Origin of the sequence: Ahrensia marina (assembly GCF_001293565.1) — a bacterium.
In the GTDB taxonomy this organism is placed as follows: Bacteria; Pseudomonadota; Alphaproteobacteria; order Rhizobiales; family Rhizobiaceae; genus Ahrensia; species Ahrensia marina.
The window spans coordinates 159620-177160 of record NZ_JXMU01000010.1; the positions used below are offsets into that span (position 1 = coordinate 159620).

The 17541-nt window shown below is 50.2% G+C and carries 19 protein-coding genes; 14 read left to right on the forward strand and 5 right to left on the reverse strand.

Translation table 11 applies throughout. The features are described 5' to 3' along the window. Positions 1-60 precede the first annotated feature (60 nt). From rnk to SU32_RS08240, 5 genes are all read left to right on the forward strand, one after another. Entirely contained in the window at positions 61-474 is a 414-nt protein-coding gene (gene rnk, locus SU32_RS08220) for a nucleoside diphosphate kinase regulator (RefSeq protein ID WP_053998904.1), read from the forward strand. Between the two features lie 151 nt (positions 475-625). Further along, positions 626-1132, forward strand: a complete 507-nt coding sequence (locus tag SU32_RS08225) for a GreA/GreB family elongation factor (protein WP_053998857.1) — start codon at positions 626-628, stop codon at positions 1130-1132. Positions 1133-1210: 78 nt separating this feature from the next. Further along, entirely contained in the window at positions 1211-2479 is a 1269-nt protein-coding gene (locus tag SU32_RS08230; RefSeq protein ID WP_053998858.1) for a D-amino acid dehydrogenase, read from the forward strand. Continuing rightward, the gene (alr, locus tag SU32_RS08235; RefSeq protein ID WP_053998859.1) at positions 2476-3561 is read left to right on the forward strand and encodes an alanine racemase; all 1086 of its coding nucleotides are present in this window, start codon (positions 2476-2478) and stop codon (positions 3559-3561) included. Before SU32_RS08230 ends, alr begins: the two co-directional genes overlap by 4 nt. A gap of 129 nt (positions 3562-3690) precedes the next feature. Continuing rightward, positions 3691-4311, forward strand: coding sequence for a 5-formyltetrahydrofolate cyclo-ligase (locus SU32_RS08240; RefSeq protein WP_053998860.1), 621 nt, complete (start codon positions 3691-3693; stop codon positions 4309-4311). Between the two features lies 1 nt (position 4312). Here SU32_RS08240 and nagA read toward each other — a convergent pair whose 3' ends face one another. Genes nagA through SU32_RS08260 form a run of 4 tightly spaced genes read right to left on the reverse strand, consistent with a single transcriptional unit; the run spans position 4313 to position 8155 of the window. After that, on the reverse strand, positions 4313-5467 hold the full coding sequence (nagA, locus tag SU32_RS08245) for an N-acetylglucosamine-6-phosphate deacetylase (RefSeq protein ID WP_053998861.1): 1155 nt from the start codon (positions 5465-5467) through the stop codon (positions 4313-4315). Next, complete coding sequence (locus tag SU32_RS08250; protein ID WP_053998862.1) at positions 5464-6495, reverse strand: SIS domain-containing protein; 1032 nt, start codon at positions 6493-6495, stop codon at positions 5464-5466. The genes nagA and SU32_RS08250 overlap by 4 nt, the downstream gene beginning before the upstream one ends. Positions 6496-6514: 19 nt before the next feature. Further along, the gene (locus SU32_RS08255) at positions 6515-7270 is read right to left on the reverse strand and encodes a GntR family transcriptional regulator (protein WP_053998863.1); all 756 of its coding nucleotides are present in this window, start codon (positions 7268-7270) and stop codon (positions 6515-6517) included. Beyond that, on the reverse strand, positions 7271-8155 hold the full coding sequence (locus tag SU32_RS08260; RefSeq protein WP_160316303.1) for a glucosamine kinase nucleotide-binding domain-containing protein: 885 nt from the start codon (positions 8153-8155) through the stop codon (positions 7271-7273). 185 nt (positions 8156-8340) lie between these two features. On the opposite strand from SU32_RS08260, the gene SU32_RS08265 reads away from it, so the two are divergent. The 9 genes from SU32_RS08265 (at position 8341) to gpt (ending at position 16653) form a co-directional block, all read left to right on the forward strand. Beyond that, positions 8341-9255, forward strand: a complete 915-nt coding sequence (locus SU32_RS08265) for an N-acetylmuramic acid 6-phosphate etherase (RefSeq protein ID WP_053998865.1) — start codon at positions 8341-8343, stop codon at positions 9253-9255. Positions 9256-9282: 27 nt separating this feature from the next. Then, positions 9283-10542 carry an ABC transporter substrate-binding protein gene (locus tag SU32_RS08270; protein WP_053998866.1) on the forward strand — a complete coding sequence of 420 codons (1260 nt, stop codon included), beginning with the start codon at positions 9283-9285 and terminating at the stop codon, positions 10540-10542. A 73-nt stretch (positions 10543-10615) separates the two neighbouring features. Beyond that, positions 10616-11542: a carbohydrate ABC transporter permease gene (locus SU32_RS08275; RefSeq protein ID WP_053998867.1), complete on the forward strand. Its 927-nt coding sequence runs from the start codon at positions 10616-10618 to the stop codon at positions 11540-11542. A 12-nt stretch (positions 11543-11554) separates the two neighbouring features. Then, on the forward strand, positions 11555-12412 hold the full coding sequence (locus SU32_RS08280) for a carbohydrate ABC transporter permease (RefSeq protein ID WP_053998868.1): 858 nt from the start codon (positions 11555-11557) through the stop codon (positions 12410-12412). Next, positions 12409-13476 (forward strand): Gfo/Idh/MocA family protein, encoded by a 1068-nt coding sequence (locus SU32_RS08285; protein ID WP_053998869.1) that lies wholly within the window; start codon positions 12409-12411, stop codon positions 13474-13476. Before SU32_RS08280 ends, SU32_RS08285 begins: the two co-directional genes overlap by 4 nt. A 10-nt stretch (positions 13477-13486) precedes the next feature. Further along, on the forward strand, positions 13487-14488 hold the full coding sequence (locus SU32_RS08290) for an ABC transporter ATP-binding protein (RefSeq protein ID WP_053998870.1): 1002 nt from the start codon (positions 13487-13489) through the stop codon (positions 14486-14488). Positions 14489-14657: 169 nt separating this feature from the next. Next, on the forward strand, positions 14658-15422 hold the full coding sequence (locus SU32_RS08295) for a competence/damage-inducible protein A (RefSeq protein ID WP_053998871.1): 765 nt from the start codon (positions 14658-14660) through the stop codon (positions 15420-15422). Positions 15423-15519: 97 nt separating this feature from the next. Further along, the gene (locus SU32_RS08300; RefSeq protein ID WP_053998872.1) at positions 15520-16053 is read left to right on the forward strand and encodes a phosphoadenosine phosphosulfate reductase domain-containing protein; all 534 of its coding nucleotides are present in this window, start codon (positions 15520-15522) and stop codon (positions 16051-16053) included. 102 nt (positions 16054-16155) lie between these two features. After that, entirely contained in the window at positions 16156-16653 is a 498-nt protein-coding gene (gene gpt / locus SU32_RS08305) for a xanthine phosphoribosyltransferase (RefSeq protein WP_053998873.1), read from the forward strand. Here the strand turns inward: gpt and SU32_RS08310 are convergent. Further along, positions 16650-17477, reverse strand: a complete 828-nt coding sequence (locus SU32_RS08310; protein ID WP_053998874.1) for a TolB family protein — start codon at positions 17475-17477, stop codon at positions 16650-16652. The genes gpt and SU32_RS08310 overlap by 4 nt on opposite strands. Positions 17478-17541: the final 64 nt, after the last annotated feature.

Sequence of the window (17541 nt, forward strand, 5' to 3'; positions counted from 1 at the left end):
TCGTAAGCGCTTCATTGCTGTGCGCTTCGCGGTGCAATGACGTTTTTAAGCGAACGCATTATGACCTCTTCATCTCCAAGAATAATAATCGGTGAAACCGATTTTACCAGACTGACCAATCTTGCCGAAGCAACCGCCCGTTCCAACAGCGCGGTAGCAGACTTTCTGATGTCGGAGCTTGATCGCGCGACGGTTAAGCCCGATCATTTGGTCAAGCCAACCACCGTCAAGATGGGCTCTACCCTGACTTATGAAACCGATCATGGTGAGCATAGAACCGTTACGCTGGTGTTTCCGGTTGATGCCGACATTTCACGCGGCAGAATTTCTATCCTGACACCCATCGGTGCGGCATTGATTGGTCTGCGTGTCGGGCAATCAATTAATTGGACAGCACCAAACGGTGAAAAGCATAAGCTGACCATCATTTCCGCCAATGCCGAACAGGAAGCTTTTGATCGGGCGGCGCAATAATGCTGAACACGCACGATACATTCAACAGATTAGCTCTATCAGGAGGATGCCTGCTGGCAGGATTTTAGCCCCTGCGCGGCACAATCGTGCTGCCAGGGGAACAGTCCACTTTCATCATTGAAAATGCCCTTCGGGTGCCAGGAGACTAATCATGATTTCTCATGAATGTATTTTAACGCAAAGCAATGCCGCTCTATTGCATAAGCTTTTTGAAGCACAGCAACAGCAAAACACTCTGTTTGCAAGACTTCTAAAATCGAAACTAGACAACGCCCAAATCTGTCCGGAACACGATATTCCCGACGATATCGTTACGCTGGATAGCCGTGTCACCTACAGCGTGAATGCGGCTTTTACCGACACCCGTATCATTTCAGCGCGCAACAGCAGCAATATTGTCGGGCTGTCCCTGCCGGTGACAAATTTAAGAGGCCTTGCGCTCATCGGTCTAAGGCAAAGCCAATATTTTACACTGATTCGACCAGATCACAGCGCGGACCGGCTATATGTCGAAAAAATCCAGTTTCAGCCGGAGACACACCGGCAGCTTTTAAAAGATGCAATTATTGCCAATTCGCCTGCACAGCGGCGCGCATCCATCAAGCTTGTTCACTCGGTGGCCACACGCTCCGACTTTTTCTCACAAACATCCCAATAAACATTTTGCACATGGCATCGGCATTTACTTGCCGGTGTTTTGAGGGCAAAAACACAGCTATTAAGGTATAAAAGGCAAATGAAGATTATCGTTTTAGGTGCCGGTGTTGTTGGCGTAACAACAGCATTCTATTTGGCAAAAAAAGGCCATGAAGTGCAGGTCATTGACCGCGCACATCAGGCTGCGGAAGGAACCAGCTTTGCCAATGCCGGGCAAATTTCAGCAGGCTATGCCTCACCTTGGGCCGCGCCCGGTATACCGCTAAAAGCACTCAAATGGCTTTTCATGGAGCACGGCCCGCTTGTCATAAAACCGCGTTTTGATGCCGAGCTTGCGGGCTGGATGATGAAAATGCTCAGCAATTGCACCAAAGCCAATTACCAGCGCAACAAAAGCCGGATGATGCCGCTTGCAGAATATAGCCGCGGCAGCTTGCGGGCGCTGCGTTCTGAATTGGGCATTTCATTTGACGAGCGCAGCAAAGGCATTTTGCAGATTTTCAGAACTGCCAAACAATATGACAGCGCCGCACAAGACCTTGAAAGCCTTGTACAATTTGGCGTTACACACGCTTTGCTGGATGCAAAAAGCTGCGCGAAATTTGAGCCTGCACTTGCACAAAACACTTTGCCGATTGCCGGCGGCCTGCACTTTCCGGATGATGATACAGGCGATTGCCATCTGTTCAGTAACAAGCTCGTCGCAGAAGCAAAACGTCTCGGCGTTCAATTTCATTTCAATACCGAGATCAAACATCTGGAAACATCGGGCGGCAAATTATCGACTGTTATTACGTCGGGCGGGACATTTAGCGCCGATGCCTGCGTCGTAGCGCTCGGTACCGGATCGCGGTCTTTGCTAAAAAGCCACGGTGTGAAACTCCCCATTTATCCTGTCAAAGGCTATTCTCTGACAATACCACTATCCAATGCGGATGCCGCGCCTGTTTCAACTGTTATGGACGAAACCTATAAAGTTGCCATTACACGTCTTGGCGACCGTATTCGCGTTGGCGGCACGGCGGAGCTTGCCGGATATGACACCAGCCTAAACCCGAAACGGCGCGGTGCGTTGGAGCGCTCGTTTAAAGATTTGTTCCCCAATAGCGGCGATGTAAACAGCGCATCATTCTGGAGCGGGCTGCGTCCTATGACGCCCGATGGTCCGCCCTTAATTGGCGCGTCACCGGTCAAAGGCATATACCTTAATACCGGCCACGGCACATTCGGCTGGACAATGGCGTGCGGCTCGGCCCGCGTCATCGCTGATATTATTGATGGTTCAAAACCGGATATTGATATTACCGGCCTTGGTCTGGACCGCTATCAGATGGACAGGCGTTCATGACCTCTGCCGGCGCACTGTTAAATATCGACCTGTCTGCGGTTCGTGAAAACTATCGCCGCCTGTGTGCAAAAGCATCCGGCGCGAAAGTTGCAGCAGTCGTTAAAAGTGATGCCTATGGTCTTGGTGCCGATAAACTGGCAACGCAATTACTGCAGGACAAATGCGACACCTTTTTCGTCGCCCATTTGGGCGAAGCCATCAAGCTGCGTGCGGCCCTTGGCCCCTCACCTGAAATATTGGTGCTCAATGGCATTCCCGAAGGCTATGCGGCTGACTTTACAGACAGCAATCTGACGCCGGTCATCAATTCTCTGTCCGATCTGGAGCAGTGGCAATCATTGTCCCGCAAGCTGGAAAAAACGCTTGGTGCGGCATTGCAAATCGACAGCGGCATGTCCCGCCTCGGGCTGTGCGCCAAAGATGTCCAGAAAATTCAAACCAACCCCGATATGCTGGACGGCGTTAATATCAGCCTTGTGATGAGCCACCTTGCCTGCGCGGGCGATCCTTCGCATCCTTCGAATGCAGAACAGCTGGAGGCTTTTGAGACGCTGTCTAACATGTTGCCGAAGGCGAAGCGCTCTTTGGCCAACTCATCCGGAATTTTTCTGGACCACCAATTTCATTATGATCTCGTTCGTCCGGGAGCGGCACTTTATGGTATCAATCCCATAAGCTACACCGAAAATCCTATACTGCCTGTGGTACAACTTCAGGCGCGTGTGCTGGAAATACGGGAAATAACCGCTGGTGCCCATGTCGGCTATGATTATCTTTACAAAGCATCAAACCCGCGAAGACTGGCAACTTTATCAATCGGCTATGCGGACGGCTGGCACCGGCAGTGGACAGTCGGCGCTACATATAATGGTACAAGCCTGCCATTGGTGGGCAGAATATCAATGGATAGTATGGTCATCGATATTTCAGACCTGCCTGAAGCGCAGCTATCCAGAAACATGTTTGTCGATCTGATCAACAAAACGCAAACGCTGGACGTTGTGGCCAATGCCGCACAAACCATAGGTTATGAGGTTTTGACCTCAATTGGCGAGCGTGTTGAACGCCGGTACACATCATGACCGGGAAATGATGGACAAGCTGGATTTGCATTTGCCTGTCGGTTTCAGGCAATATTTTCTTGGTCGCTTGCACTAACATCAAATTCAAGGCGCAAATGGCCGCTCTTATTCACGGAGTCTGAAAGCACTATGGAAGACGATTCATCACCATGTTTTGCCCATACGCTTGTTGATGGCCAGGTCATCGATCCGCAAACGCTGCATGATGTTCGCGTCTTTCGAAAATCCAATCGGACGCGCCTTTATGAACTGCGAAAAAAGCAAAGCCTTGAGACGCGTGAAAAAGCATCAACAAACATCGCTGCAAAACTGGATGATGCTTTAGGCGATATTGCCGAAAAAACCATTGCCGCCTATTGGCCAATACGCGGAGAACTCGACCTGCGTCCGTGGATGACAAAAGCCATCGCGAAGGGTGCGAGAATTGCCCTGCCCGTCGTGATTAAGAAAGATCAGCCTGTCGACTTTCACCTTTGGACACCTGACTGCGCCATGAAAATCGGCAAATGGCAGATCCCCGTTCCCGCAGAGGCTAAAGCTGTTTCGCCCGACATTATCATCATCCCGCTGCTTGGCGTGGATAAAGAGCAATATCGCCTCGGCAATGGCGGCGGTTATTATGACCGGACGTTGGTCGGACTGTCATCGGCAAAAACAATTGGCATCGGCCAATCATTTGCGCGAATGGACACTATTTATCCGATGCCTTGGGATATTCCCATGCAGCAAATTCTATTGGCAGATGCGTAACTCAGACGATCTTTTGCCCTGAGCGCCAGCAACCCAGCATCTCGCCTTCATGTGAACGGTGAACAAAATTTGCCGAACCGCCAACTTTGATTTCACCAATCCCCGATTGCGCGCCAATACAGCGAGCCGGATAAAGCGCTGCCATACGCAAAGCTTCGTCAGCGCCCAGATCGATAATATCGCTTATATAATTGACCGCGGCGTTCATATCCAAATCTGCACCGGCCAGCGTGCCATCGCTCAGTTCCAAACGGCCGTTTGCACGCGTGATTTTGCGCCCCTTAAGAAAGAACGATTTCTGATCCGTGCCGATGGTGGACATGGCATCGGTCACCAGAAATATCTTTTTGCCGCCGCGCTTGGCGTTAAGCGCTATTGTAATAACCGCAGGGTCAACATGAATACCGTCCGCGATCAAACCCGCGTACAAATTTTCATTTTGCAGCGCCGCGCCCACAAGACCGGGCTCGCGGTGCGTTAAAGCGCTCATCGCGTTGAATAAATGCGTAACGCATGTCGCACCGGCTCCAGCGGCTTCTTGCGCTTTGTCATATGTGGTCGAGCTATGGCCGAGGCTGACGATTATGCCCGCATCTGATAGTTTTGTAATTTGCTCACCCGACACGGATGCCGGCGCAACGGTGACCATCATATGTGCCAGCTTTTGCTTGGCAGACAGTAATTCTTGCATGTCGTCATCGCTCATCGCCCGAATAAAGGCAGGATCGTGCGCACCATGTTTGGCAGGGTCCAGATGCGGTCCTTCCAGATGCAACCCCAAGAAACCGGGCAGATTTTGTTCCTGTGCTAGAATAGCCGCTTCAATCGCTTTGGACGTGACCTCGGGCGTATCGGTGATCAGTGTCGGCAGAAGTGACGTCGTGCCGAACAGCGCATGGGCATCACACATCGTGCGGATAGTCTCGACGGTTGGCGCATCATTAAACAGAACGCCGCCGCCCCCGTTTACTTGCAAATCCACATAGCCCGGCGCAATTACGCCGGATTCTAAGCTGACTTGATCTTCAATGGAAGACGCATCAGCAGCATCACAAATGTCTGCAATGATGCCATTCTCGATAATGAGAGATTGGTTTTTGCGGTGACTTTCCCCGTCAAAGAGATCGGCGCACGATAAGACCCAGGATGTACTCATACTGTTTCAGTCACCTTCTTGAGGTTTAACGGTTCATCCGGATTAAAACCGCGCAGACGCGACAGTTTTTCAACAAATGAGTAAAAGGATACGATCAGCAAAAGCGGGTCGGTCAACGGATGTCCGGTCGCGACAAACGGCAACTGCTTTGCCTTGGCGGAATTGGTTGATGTGGCATAAACATCCCCGCCCCGTTCGCATAGATCATCGATAACGTCGATCATTGACTGCTCAGCCTTATCGCGGGCAACAAGCGCCAGAACCGGATAGTTGGACGAGACAATAGAAACCGGTCCATGCAATACTTCGGCAGAGCTGAACGCCTCGCCCTGAAGCTGGCATGTCTCTTTGAATTTAAGCGCGACTTCGCTGGCAATGGCAAAAGCGGGGCCGCGCCCCAGAACATAGAGCCTGTCCTGCCTGAGCAACCGCTTTGTAAGCTCGTCCCATTCGGTTCCAAGTGCCTGTGTTGCCAGTTCCGGCAATTTATCGAGCGCGCTTAAAAGTGCATCATCTTCCTGCCAATAGGCCAGTAACATCAGGCCGGAAACAACCGACGTGATGAATGTTTTGGTCGCCGCAACGCTTTTTTCAACACCGGCATGAATGTCGATTGTGTAATCACTTATTTCCGCCAGCGGTGATTGAACAGTGTTGGTCAGCGCAATCGAAAGCGAACCGTTTTTCCGCGCCGTCTTGATCATGCTGACAATATCCGGGCTTTGACCAGATTGCGAGATGCCGATACAAGCGGTTTTCCGCAACTTCAGATTGGCGCCATATATCGAGCTCACCGACGGGCCGATTGATGCGACAGGCGTTTGCGCTGTCAGTTCGATTGCATATTTCAGATAGGTCGCCGCATGGTCGGACGAGCCTCTGGCAACAGTACAAATAAGGTTGGGATCAAGGCTACGCAGTTCCGCGCCGGCTTTTATAATGTTATCGCGTGAACCACCCAGCAATGCGCTTAAAGCATCAGGGATACCCTCAACTTCTTCACGCATTTTAGTTTTAAAATCAAACATTTACTTAGCTTTCAGTTACTTACAACTGCAATTCCGCGACAAAATCATAAGCGTCGCCCCGATAGACAGATTTGGTAAATTCGACGACCTGCCCGTTTTCAAGATAGGCAATCCGCTCGATACGCAGACCGGCAGAACCATCTTCGACATTCAAAATGCCGGCATCTGTGCCGGAAAGAATATCGGCAGAAATGCGCTGGACCGCCCGAACCGGCTTTTTGCCGATCTTTTGCAGATATTCGTAAAGTGACCCGTCAATCAGATTTGGATCGGCAATAACACTTGCCGATATAGACACCCGCTCAATGGCCAGCGGCTGATCATTGGCAATGCGCAAACGCGCAATTCTGGCAACCGAACTTGTCGGGCTGATACCAAGCGTCATACTTTCTTCAGGAGACGGCATATAAATGCCCTTATCGAGCCATTCCGACCGAGCCACCAAGCCGCGGCGCTCCATGTCTTCACTAAAAGATGTGAGCTTGGACAGTGATTGCTGAACCCGCCCGAATGTCGGCGCCACAGATGTGCCTGATCCCTGTCTGCGGATAACAAGGCCATCCTTGACCAGCTTCTCGACAGCTTTGCGGACGGTGACGCGGGACAAATTGCTTATATTGGCCAGTTCCCGCTCCGAGGGCAAAGCATCGCCCTCTTTAAATTCTCCGGAAAGAATTGAATTTTCAATATGTTGGCTAAGTTGCGTATACAACGGACCGCCATTTTTCTTCAACCAGTTATCCGGCGCAAGGACCTGCAAAAAATCTGCGGACATTCACAAAATCCTCCCGTTGAAACTTTGAATAGCCAGACTGACTGCACCGCTGAGCGCGTCTCCCTTTGCAGCAATCAGGTGTTTTTTATAATCATCGCCAAGGCGCTGCGCATAAATTGCGCCCAGCCCGCCGATCATGCAAAACGGACTTGTCGCATCGGGCAAAATGCGGTCCAATGTTTCTTCAATATTGGCGACCGCTTTGTGCACAAGACGCACACCAAAACTATCGCCCTTATCGGCAAAATCGAAAACCATCGGCGCGAAGGTGCCGAACGAAGCCGGACTTGCACCTTGCGCAAACTCAACAATCTTTTGAGGGTTGTTGCCGAACTGGTCCAGAACAGCCTGTGTGAGCGGTGAACCGGCATGAATGCCGTCATAAACAAGCAATGTTTCCTGCAATAATTCACGGCCAAGCCACGCCCCGCCGGATAGATCACCAACCATAAAGCCCCACCCGCCAGTGGTTTTCTCAACGCCATTATATCTATACTGGTAAATCGAGCCCGTACCTATAATAGCAGCAGCCCCGTCACCGGAACCGACAGCACCTTCCAGTGAAATACGTGCATCGGTTTCGACAATGATATTTTCAAACGGCAGACGCTGCTTGAGCTTTGTGTTGAGCGCTTCATATTCAGCACCGGCAAGCCCCATATAAACAGGAATTTGAGAAAGCTTCTCGGCAGGCAGGCCGATTTGCTCCACCGCCTCACTACAGCATTGCAAGATACTATCACGTGCAACATCCAGACTGGACATAATATTGGCCGAACCGGCTTTTGCAAATGATAACGGCACACCGTCAGCGTCGCATAAACATGCTCTGCAGCCAGTACCGCCACCATCGACACCCAGATAAAATTTTTGATCCTCGACCATAGGAGCCATATAAACCAATTTAATACCACATCCAAGAGCAAAGCTGCATAATTTTCACATTGCCGCCATTAACCTGTTGAAAAGACCAAAGTTTTTCAGCGAATCCCCACAGAAAACAGAAAAAGTGTTAACTTTTGCTAGACAGATGGTATTGTTTTGGTATTAGATGGACGCGGAGGAATTCAATGAAAGCAATTCAGACAGAGTTAAAAAGCGAAAAGGCGCAGGGCATTGATACGCTTGCCCCTGAGCAAGCGCTTGAAACACTGCTGGAAGGCCAGTTTGCGGCGGTAAAGTCGCTTCATTCCTGTACACCCGCCATTACCAAAGCCGCCAAAATCGCGGCAGGCACAATACAATCCGGCGGGAAAATCGCTTACATCGGCGCAGGCAGTTCCGGCCTTATGGCGCTGTCGGACGGGCTCGAAATCACCGGCACTTTTGGCGTGCTTATGAGCCAGATTAAAATCCTTTTCGCCGGCGCTCCGGATGCCTTTAATGATATGCGCGGCGGTGCTGAAGACGACACGGACCTTGCCATTTCCGATGTGGAAAATGCGGAGCTGGCAGCAGGTGATTGCGCTATGCTTGTTTCAGCAAGCGGAAACACACCCTATACGCTAGCCGCGCTTAAAGAACTGAAACAGCGCGGCATCACAACAATTGCCATTGCCAATAACAAGCCAAGCGCGCTTCTCGATCATGCGGATATTTCGATTCACTTGGACACACCGCCGGAAGTGATCGCCGGTTCGACAAGGCTGGGCGCTGGCACCGCGCAGAAAATTGCATTGAATATGTTCTCCACCCTTATGGGTATCGAGCTTGGGCATATTCATGACGGGCTTATGGTCAACCTTACTGCTGATAATGCAAAGCTGATCGATCGGTCACAGCGTATGGTTCAGGATATTGCCCGATGTGAACCGGAACAAGCAGGCAAAGCACTCCAGCAGACACAGGGCAATGTAAAATTAGCCGTGCTTCTGGCTGCCGGAGCAAAAGACCAGAATACCGCAGAACGCATGCTGAATAAGCACGGAGGCATTCTCAGAAGATGTCTGGAAGAAATTCGGTCTGACGAGAACTTAAACGCATAATTTTATGCATCAACAGGGAGTAATCAAATGAAACATACATCGTTTAAGGCAATCTTGGTTGCATCAACGGTATTTGGCAGCGCGGGTCTGTCTTTTGCCCAAGATGTGACATTGACAATCGAAAGCTGGCGCAATGACGATCTGTCCATCTGGCAGGACAAAATCATCCCGGCATTTGAAGCCAAGCATCCCAACATCAAGTTGAAATTCACGCCCTCAGCACCGGCTGAATATAATGCTGTTTTGAACTCCAAGCTTGAAGCCGGTTCAGCTGGCGATCTAATTACATGCCGTCCGTTCGATGCGTCGCTTTCACTTTATGAAGCAAACTATCTCGCGCCGCTGACAGATTTGGAAGGCATGAGCAACTTCTCTGATGTGGCCAAATCAGCTTGGATCACGGACGACGGCTCAACACCGTTCTGCGTGCCGATGGCATCGGTTATCCACGGTTTCATCTACAACAAAGAAGCATTTGAAGATGCCGGTGTTGAAGTGCCTGAAACCGAAGAGGAGTTCTTTGCAGCGCTCGACGCGATCAAGGAAAAAGGCAACTACATCCCGCTCGCAATGGGTACCAACGACCAGTGGGAAGCCGCAACAATGGGCTATAACAATATTGGCCCGAACTACTGGAAAGGCGAAGAAGGCCGCAATGCGCTGATCAAAGGCGAGCAAAAGCTGACAGACGAGCCTTGGGTCGCGCCATTCCGCCAGTTGGCAAAGTGGAAAGACTATCTTGGTGACGGTTTTGAAGCGCAAACATATCCGGACAGCCAGAACCTGTTTACGCTTGGCAGAGCGGCAATCTACCCGGCCGGTTCTTGGGAGATTTCGGGCTTCAACACAAATGCCGACTTTGAAATGGGCGCCTTCAACCCGCCTGTGCCGAACGAAGGCGACACATGCTACATTTCCGACCACACCGATATTGGTCTTGGCATGAACGCGAATACCGAGCATCCTGAAGCGGCAAAAACCTTCCTGAACTGGGTCGGTTCTGAAGAGTTCGCAAGCCTTTATGCCAACGCATTGCCTGGCTTCTTCCCGCTGTCAAAAACAGCCGTTGAAATGGAAGACCCGCTCGCGCAGGAATTCATTTCATGGCGCGAAAAGTGTGAGCCGACAATTCGTTCAACTTACCAGATTTTGTCACGCGGTACTCCGAACCTTGAAAATGACACATGGAATGCGTCCGCGGCCGTTATCAAAGGCACAGAAACACCTGAAGAAGCTGGTAAGCGTCTGCAGGAAGGCCTTGCTTCCTGGTACGAGCCACAGCAGTAACATAACACTATGATGGCGGGCTGCATCTTACGTGCAGCCCGTTTCAACCTTTTTAAAAAAGCTGGAAAAACTCATGCAAAAACCGATCAGCAAGCCTCCGATCCGCTGGCATATTCCTGTCTTTCTTGCTCCGGCTTTTATCATTTACACCGCGATCATGGTCATTCCGCTGCTCGGAACGATACAGCTTTCCCTATTCAGCGACATTGACGGCGAACAGGTTTTTGTCGGTCTTGCCAATTTCAAAACGCTTCTTGGCGACCCGCGCTGGGCGCAGCAATTCTGGAATGCGCTGGTCAACAACACCTGGTTCTTCATCGTGCATATGCTGGTTCAAAACCCGATCGGTATTTTGCTCGCGGCCCTTCTCAGCAGCAACAAATTACGCATGAAAGCGTTTTACCGCACATCAATTTTCATTCCGACAATTCTTTCTTTCGTGATTGTCGGCTTTGCCTGGAAACTGATCTTGAGCCCGATTTGGGGCGTTGCGCCGAGCATGCTTGATGCTGTCGGCTTGAAAAGCCTGTTTGCGCCATGGCTCGGCAAAGAAGAATATGCGCTTACAACGCTCGCACTTATTTCCGTCTGGCAATTTGTCGGTATTCCCATGATGTTGATCTATGCAGCCATGCTGTCGATACCGGACGAGATTCTGGAAGCGGCAGAATGCGACGGTATAACCGGCATTTCGCAGTTCTGGAAAGTTAAACTGCCCCTCATTCTGCCATCCATCGGCATCATTTCGATTTTGACATTCGTCGGCAATTTTAACGCATTCGACTTGATATATTCTGTTCAGGGCGCGCTGGCCGGTCCGAATTTCGCAACCGATGTGCTCGGCACCTTTATGTTCAGAACCTTCTTCGGCTTCCAGTTGCAATTGGGTGATCCGAATATGGGCTCTGCAATCGCCTCGATCATGTTTGTCATCATTCTCATCGGCGTGTCGATATATCTTTTCGGTATCCAAACCCGTCTTCGCCGGTACCAGTTTTAGAAAGTGCGGAACATGTCAGTTGATATCAAAACTACCGCCCGTTCGCAGGTTACATTCAGAGCAATTGCAGCCCATGCAATCCTGATTACCTATACGCTCATCGCCCTCTTCCCCGTGTTTGTGATTGTTATTAATTCATTCAAATCACGAAAAGCGATCTTTCGCGAACCCTTGTCGGTGCCAACACCTGAAACCTTCAGCTTAAAAGGTTATGAGACCGTCCTGAAACAAGGCGATTTTGTACTCTACTTTCAAAACAGCCTGGTCGTGACAGTAGCCTCGCTGACCATGGTTTTGTTATTTGGTGCAATGGCGGCTTTTGCTTTGTCCGAATATCGTTTTCGCGGCAATTTGCTGACCGGTCTTTATCTGGCAATCGGCATCATGATCCCGATCCGTCTGGGCACTGTAGCGATCTTGGAGATGATGGTCGCATCCGGTCTGGTAAACACTTTAACAGCGCTCATTCTGGTTTATACGGCGCAAGGCCTGCCACTGGCGATATTCATCCTGACCGAATTTATGCAGGGCATTTCCGATGATTTGAAAAATGCAGGCCGCATAGACGGATTGTCGGAATACACAATCTTTGGTGTTCTGGTTCTCCCGCTTATCCGCCCTGCTCTGGCAACCGTTGCCGTGTTCACCATGATCCCTATCTGGAACGACCTATGGTTCCCGCTCATCCTCGCGCCTGCAGAAGAAACCAAGACTATTACGCTCGGCGCACAGGTCTTTATCGGTCAGTTTGTCACCGATTGGAACGCCGTTCTTGCCTCCCTGTCCTTGGCAATTATTCCGGTTCTGGTCCTGTATCTCATCTTCTCCAGACAGCTAATTAAGGGCATTACAGCAGGTGCAGTCAAATGAGTGAATCTTGCAAAAAAATCCGCGTTCTCGTTGTCGGTCTTGGCAATATGGGCCTCAGTCATGCCCTTGCCTATCACGGCAATGACGGTTTCGAGATTGCCGCTTTGGTCAACCGCTCCAAGGTTGATTTGCCCGAAAGCTTGCAAAGCTACAATTTCGAAGAATCCTATGCTGAGGCATTGGAAAAATACAAACCTGATCTGGTGTCCATCAACACCTATTCAGACACGCATGCTGATTATGCAATCACGGCCATGGAAGCCGGATGCGATGTGTTTGTCGAAAAGCCGCTTGCCAACACGGTGGCCGAGGCTGAAAAAGTGGTTGCAGCGGCCAAAAAACTCAATCGCAAACTGGTTGTCGGATATATCCTGCGCCACCACCCGTCTTGGGTCACCTTTGTTGACAAGGCGCGCGAACTGGGCGGCCCCTTCGTGTTCCGCCTGAACCTGAATCAGCAATCATCGGGCGACACTTGGAAAACACACAAGCGCCTGATGGAAACAACCTCCCCCATCGTCGATTGCGGCGTCCATTATGTTGATGTGATGTGCCAGATCGCAAGTTCGGACCCTGTTTCCGTACGCGGTATGGGCCTTCGCCTGAGCGATGAAATTGCCGAAGACATGTATAATTACGGCCACTTCCAAGTGACATTCAAAGACGGGTCAATCGGCTGGTATGAAGCCGGATGGGGCCCAATGATGTCCCAGACAGCTTTCTTCGTAAAAGATGTAATCTCGCCAAATGGGTCGGTTTCCATAGTCGTGTCCGATGACATGGAATCAGATGACATCGATAATCACACCAAAGCGTCGACCATTCGCATCCATGATTCAGCGACGGACGCAAAGGGTGAATTTGTGAAAAGTAAAGACACCTTGTTGTCGACCGACGCAGACATTTCACATGACGAGCTATGCGCGCTGGAACAAGAATTTGTTCTCAAAGCGATCCGCAACGATATGGATTTGACCGAGCATATGGATAACGCGGTAAAATCTCTGGCGGTGTGTCTGGCTGCGGATGAAAGTATCCGCAAAAACAAAGAAATAACAATTTAGGGGAAGCGTTTTGGGATCATTATCGCTCAAAAACATTCGTAAATCTTTTGGCAATGTCGAGGTCATTAAAGGCATCGATCTTGATGTAAAAGAGGGCGAACTGGTGATTTTTGTCGGGCCTTCCGGGTGCGGAAAATCAACGTTGCTCAGAATTATTGCCGGACTTGAAACCGAGACTTCCGGCACCATTGAAATTGACGGCAACACTGTCAACGGACAGTCCCCTTCCATGCGCGGCATCTCCATGGTTTTCCAAACCTATGCGCTGTATCCGCACCTGACCGTCAGGGACAATATGAGCTTGGGCCTCAAACAGGCAAAGCGCCCCAAGGATCTAATCAAGAAAAGGGTCGATTTTGCATCGGCCATGCTGTCGCTTGATGACTATCTTGAGCGTCGCCCTGCCGAATTGTCCGGTGGCCAGCGCCAGCGTGTTGCCATTGGCCGTGCTATTGTCCGCCAGCCAAAGCTTTTCCTTTTTGATGAACCGCTTTCCAACCTTGATGCCGCCTTGCGCGTCAATACACGTCTGGAAATTGCAAGCCTGCACCGGCAATTGTCGGCGACAATGGTTTACGTCACGCACGATCAGACTGAGGCTATGACTTTGGCGGACCGTATTGTTGTTCTCAACAATGGCGTGATTGAACAAGTCGGCACACCGATGGAATTATACAACAAGCCGAAAAACAAATTCGTCGCCGGATTTATCGGTTCGCCACAAATGAACTTCATTCCCGCAAGCTGCCTTGAAATGAGCGATGCGGAAACCGTCGGTATCCGTCCGGAAAATATCACTTTTGATGGCGCTAAAGCCGATCTGACCGGCAAGGTTTCACATATTGAGCAACTTGGCGGTGATACCAATATCTATGCTGATTGCGGTGAAGCCGGTCTTATCTGCATCCGTTTATTCGGCCAGCACGAGGCGGAAGTCGACAGCACGATTTCGCTCCATTTTGACCGCGATAAAATGTTCAAGTTCGATAAAGACGGAAACACAATAAACTAGCACGAAAAGGCAAGTTTATTGAAGATGCGGCGGCTGCGCCCTTGAGCGGGCGCACGCTGCAACATGCTCTTTTGAGAAAATTGGATTTTCCCTCTCCCCATAATGCAAAAAGCCGCTACATTGCTGTAAAAGCCCAGCAATTATAACAGAACCGGCAAGCCTGCAATTTATGACCCGAATTAACGAAGACGATTTTGATGTTGTTACCGCCGCAATGGTCGTCATCGGCGATGAAATTCTGTCAGGGCGCACACGCGACACCAATGCCGGCCACTTGGCTTCCATCATGACCGCAATAGGCATTGATTTAAGAGAAGTACGCTTTGTTTCCGACGATCAGGACGCGATCATTGAAGCGGTCAATCAATTACGTGAACGCAATACCTATGTTTTCACCTCCGGCGGTATAGGTCCGACCCATGACGATATAACGGCCGATGCCATTTCTGCCGCTTTTGGTCTGCCGTGCGATCACGACACACAGGCGCTAAAAATTCTGGGCGAACATTATAAAGCGCGCGGCATTGAATTTACCGATGCACGCAAGCGCATGGCGCGTATGCCTGAGGGCGCGCACCATATCGACAACCCGATATCCAAAGCGCCGGGCTTCGTCATCGGCAATGTCCATGTCATGGCCGGTGTTCCCTCTATCTTTCAGGCTATGCTTGATAATGTTGTCCACACATTGCGTACCGGACGCAAACTCCTGTCCAAGTCGGTTCTGTCCGATTTTGGCGAAGGCACTATTGGCGCACCTCTTGGCGACGTGCAGAAAAATCATCCCGATACGATTATCGGATCCTATCCGCGCTATGAAGACGGCAGTTTTTCGACAGAGCTTGTTGTGCGAAGCGCCAACGAGCCAGCTATCGACAAGGCGCTGGATGATATCAAAATCATGCTGTCAGAACTTCAAAACACGCAAACCTAGTCGCGGCGTTCTAATATTCATGCGATTTATAGATTTTCGTTTCTTTTAAAAGTCTCATTTTCTGAACATTCTACGTGCAGCCACAAGGAATGTTCAAATGAACTATGCTCAAATAGCCAAAGAACTGAATGACCAATTCGCATCGCTTTCTTTAAGACAGCGTATTGCGCTTATCGCGGGTAAATTTCCCGATGCGGTATTTCCGACAAACTTCGGCACGGAAGACCAGTTGATTTCATGGGCAATTATCAACCATGGCAATCAGCTTAAAATCGTGACGACATTGAGTGGCCTGCTTTTGGAAAACGCACAGACATTGCGTTCCATTACCGCTGAAAATTACGATATCAACATTCCGGCCGTCAAAGCTGTTGATGCGGATGTGTGGATTTCCGGTCTTCGCAATGAGCAATTGAGCGCGAATAAATCCATTGATTTTGCAAAATGGGATGATGACCGCGGCGTATTACAGATTAACCCGCTTGCAGATTGGACATTTGACCGCCTGATTAAAGCAATCGCAGAGCATGAAATTCCGATCAATCCGCTGTTTGAATTTATCGCAGATTCCAAATCCTCTGCTTCCCAAACAAACAAGTCGGCAACATCAAAGCAGAGTATTGCAGCCTAACTTGCTGTTTAATACGTTAAAACTCACAGTTTCGTAGCGGCAAACATTTGCCTCTGCGGGCGTTTACCGCTAAGCGGTCTCCAAACATTTTGGAGTTTAGCCATGTCGCTTCCTGAAAAAGCATTTCCCGTATCTTGGGACCAGTTTCACCGTGATGCACGCGCATTGGCTTGGCGCGTTGCCAATGTATCAAAAGAATGGAAAGCCATCGTCTGCATTACGCGCGGCGGTCTTGTACCGGCAGCCGTGATCAGCCGCGAACTGGGCATCCGCGTTATAGAAACAGTATCAGTCGCCAGCTACCATGATTATGAAAATCAGGGCGATATCTATGTGCTGAAAGAAATTTCACCGGAACTGCTTGAAGCCGAAGGCGAAGGAATTCTGATCATTGACGATTTGACCGATACCGGCAAAACGGCAGGTCTTGTGCGCGCAATGATGCCAAAAGCGCATTTTGCGACAGTGTACGCCAAGCCTAAAGGTATGCCGCTGGTTGATACTTTTATCACCGAGGTCAGCCAAGACACTTGGATATATTTTCCGTGGGACATGGGCTTTACTTATCAGAAGCCGATCGCTGAAAATCACAAAGGCTAAGTCGCAGGCATATACTGCACATAGGCGAAGCGTTTACTGTCCGGCGCCCAGCAGGGAACATTGATAGTGCCCTGCCCGCCAAACAGCGACTTCAAAGTGCGCGCCTCACCGCCTTCGCTTGGCATTAGCATCAATCTAACATTCCGATCACGCGGGTGTCCTTCCGTACCATTTTCGTACGCTAGATAAAGCACATGCTTTCCGTCTGGGCTGGGGTGAGGAAACCAGTTCACCGCATCGTCATTGGTCATCTGCTCAAGATCGGAACCGTCAGCGGGCCGCATGCGCCATAAGTCCATGTGTCCGCCGCGGTCCGAATTGAACCATATCCAATTGCCATCGGGCGTATAATCCGGCCCGTCCTTATGGCCGCCACCTTGGGTCAATTGCACTGGCTCACCGCCATCAACCGGTACTGTGAACACCTGAAAAGGCCCCTGACTACGTCCGACATAGGCCAGCATTTTTCCATCAGGCGACCAGCCATGCCAATAAGAAGGTTCATCATTCGTAATGCGCTTTGGGCGGCCGCCTTCAATTGGCAGTGTATATATAGTTGACGTATCAGCGCCCTGACTGATGACGAGCATCGTCCCGTCCGGCGAAATTCCGTGGTCATTATTGCACAAGACAGCAAAGTCGGTGTCAATCTTCTGCAATATGTTGGGCTGGTCGAAATCGATACGAAAGATGTGCCCCTCGCCGTTTACAATGAGAAATGTGTCATCCGGATGCCAGTTCGGCGCTTCAATCAGCATATCGGTTTCAGTCAAAATCCGGTCTTCGCCCGTTTCAATATTGAAGATACAAAGCTGGCTGCGCATGGTTTTTCCATCTTTCTAGCGTTGACATTTTTCCTAACATTTATGCGGCGTTTTACCAGATAGC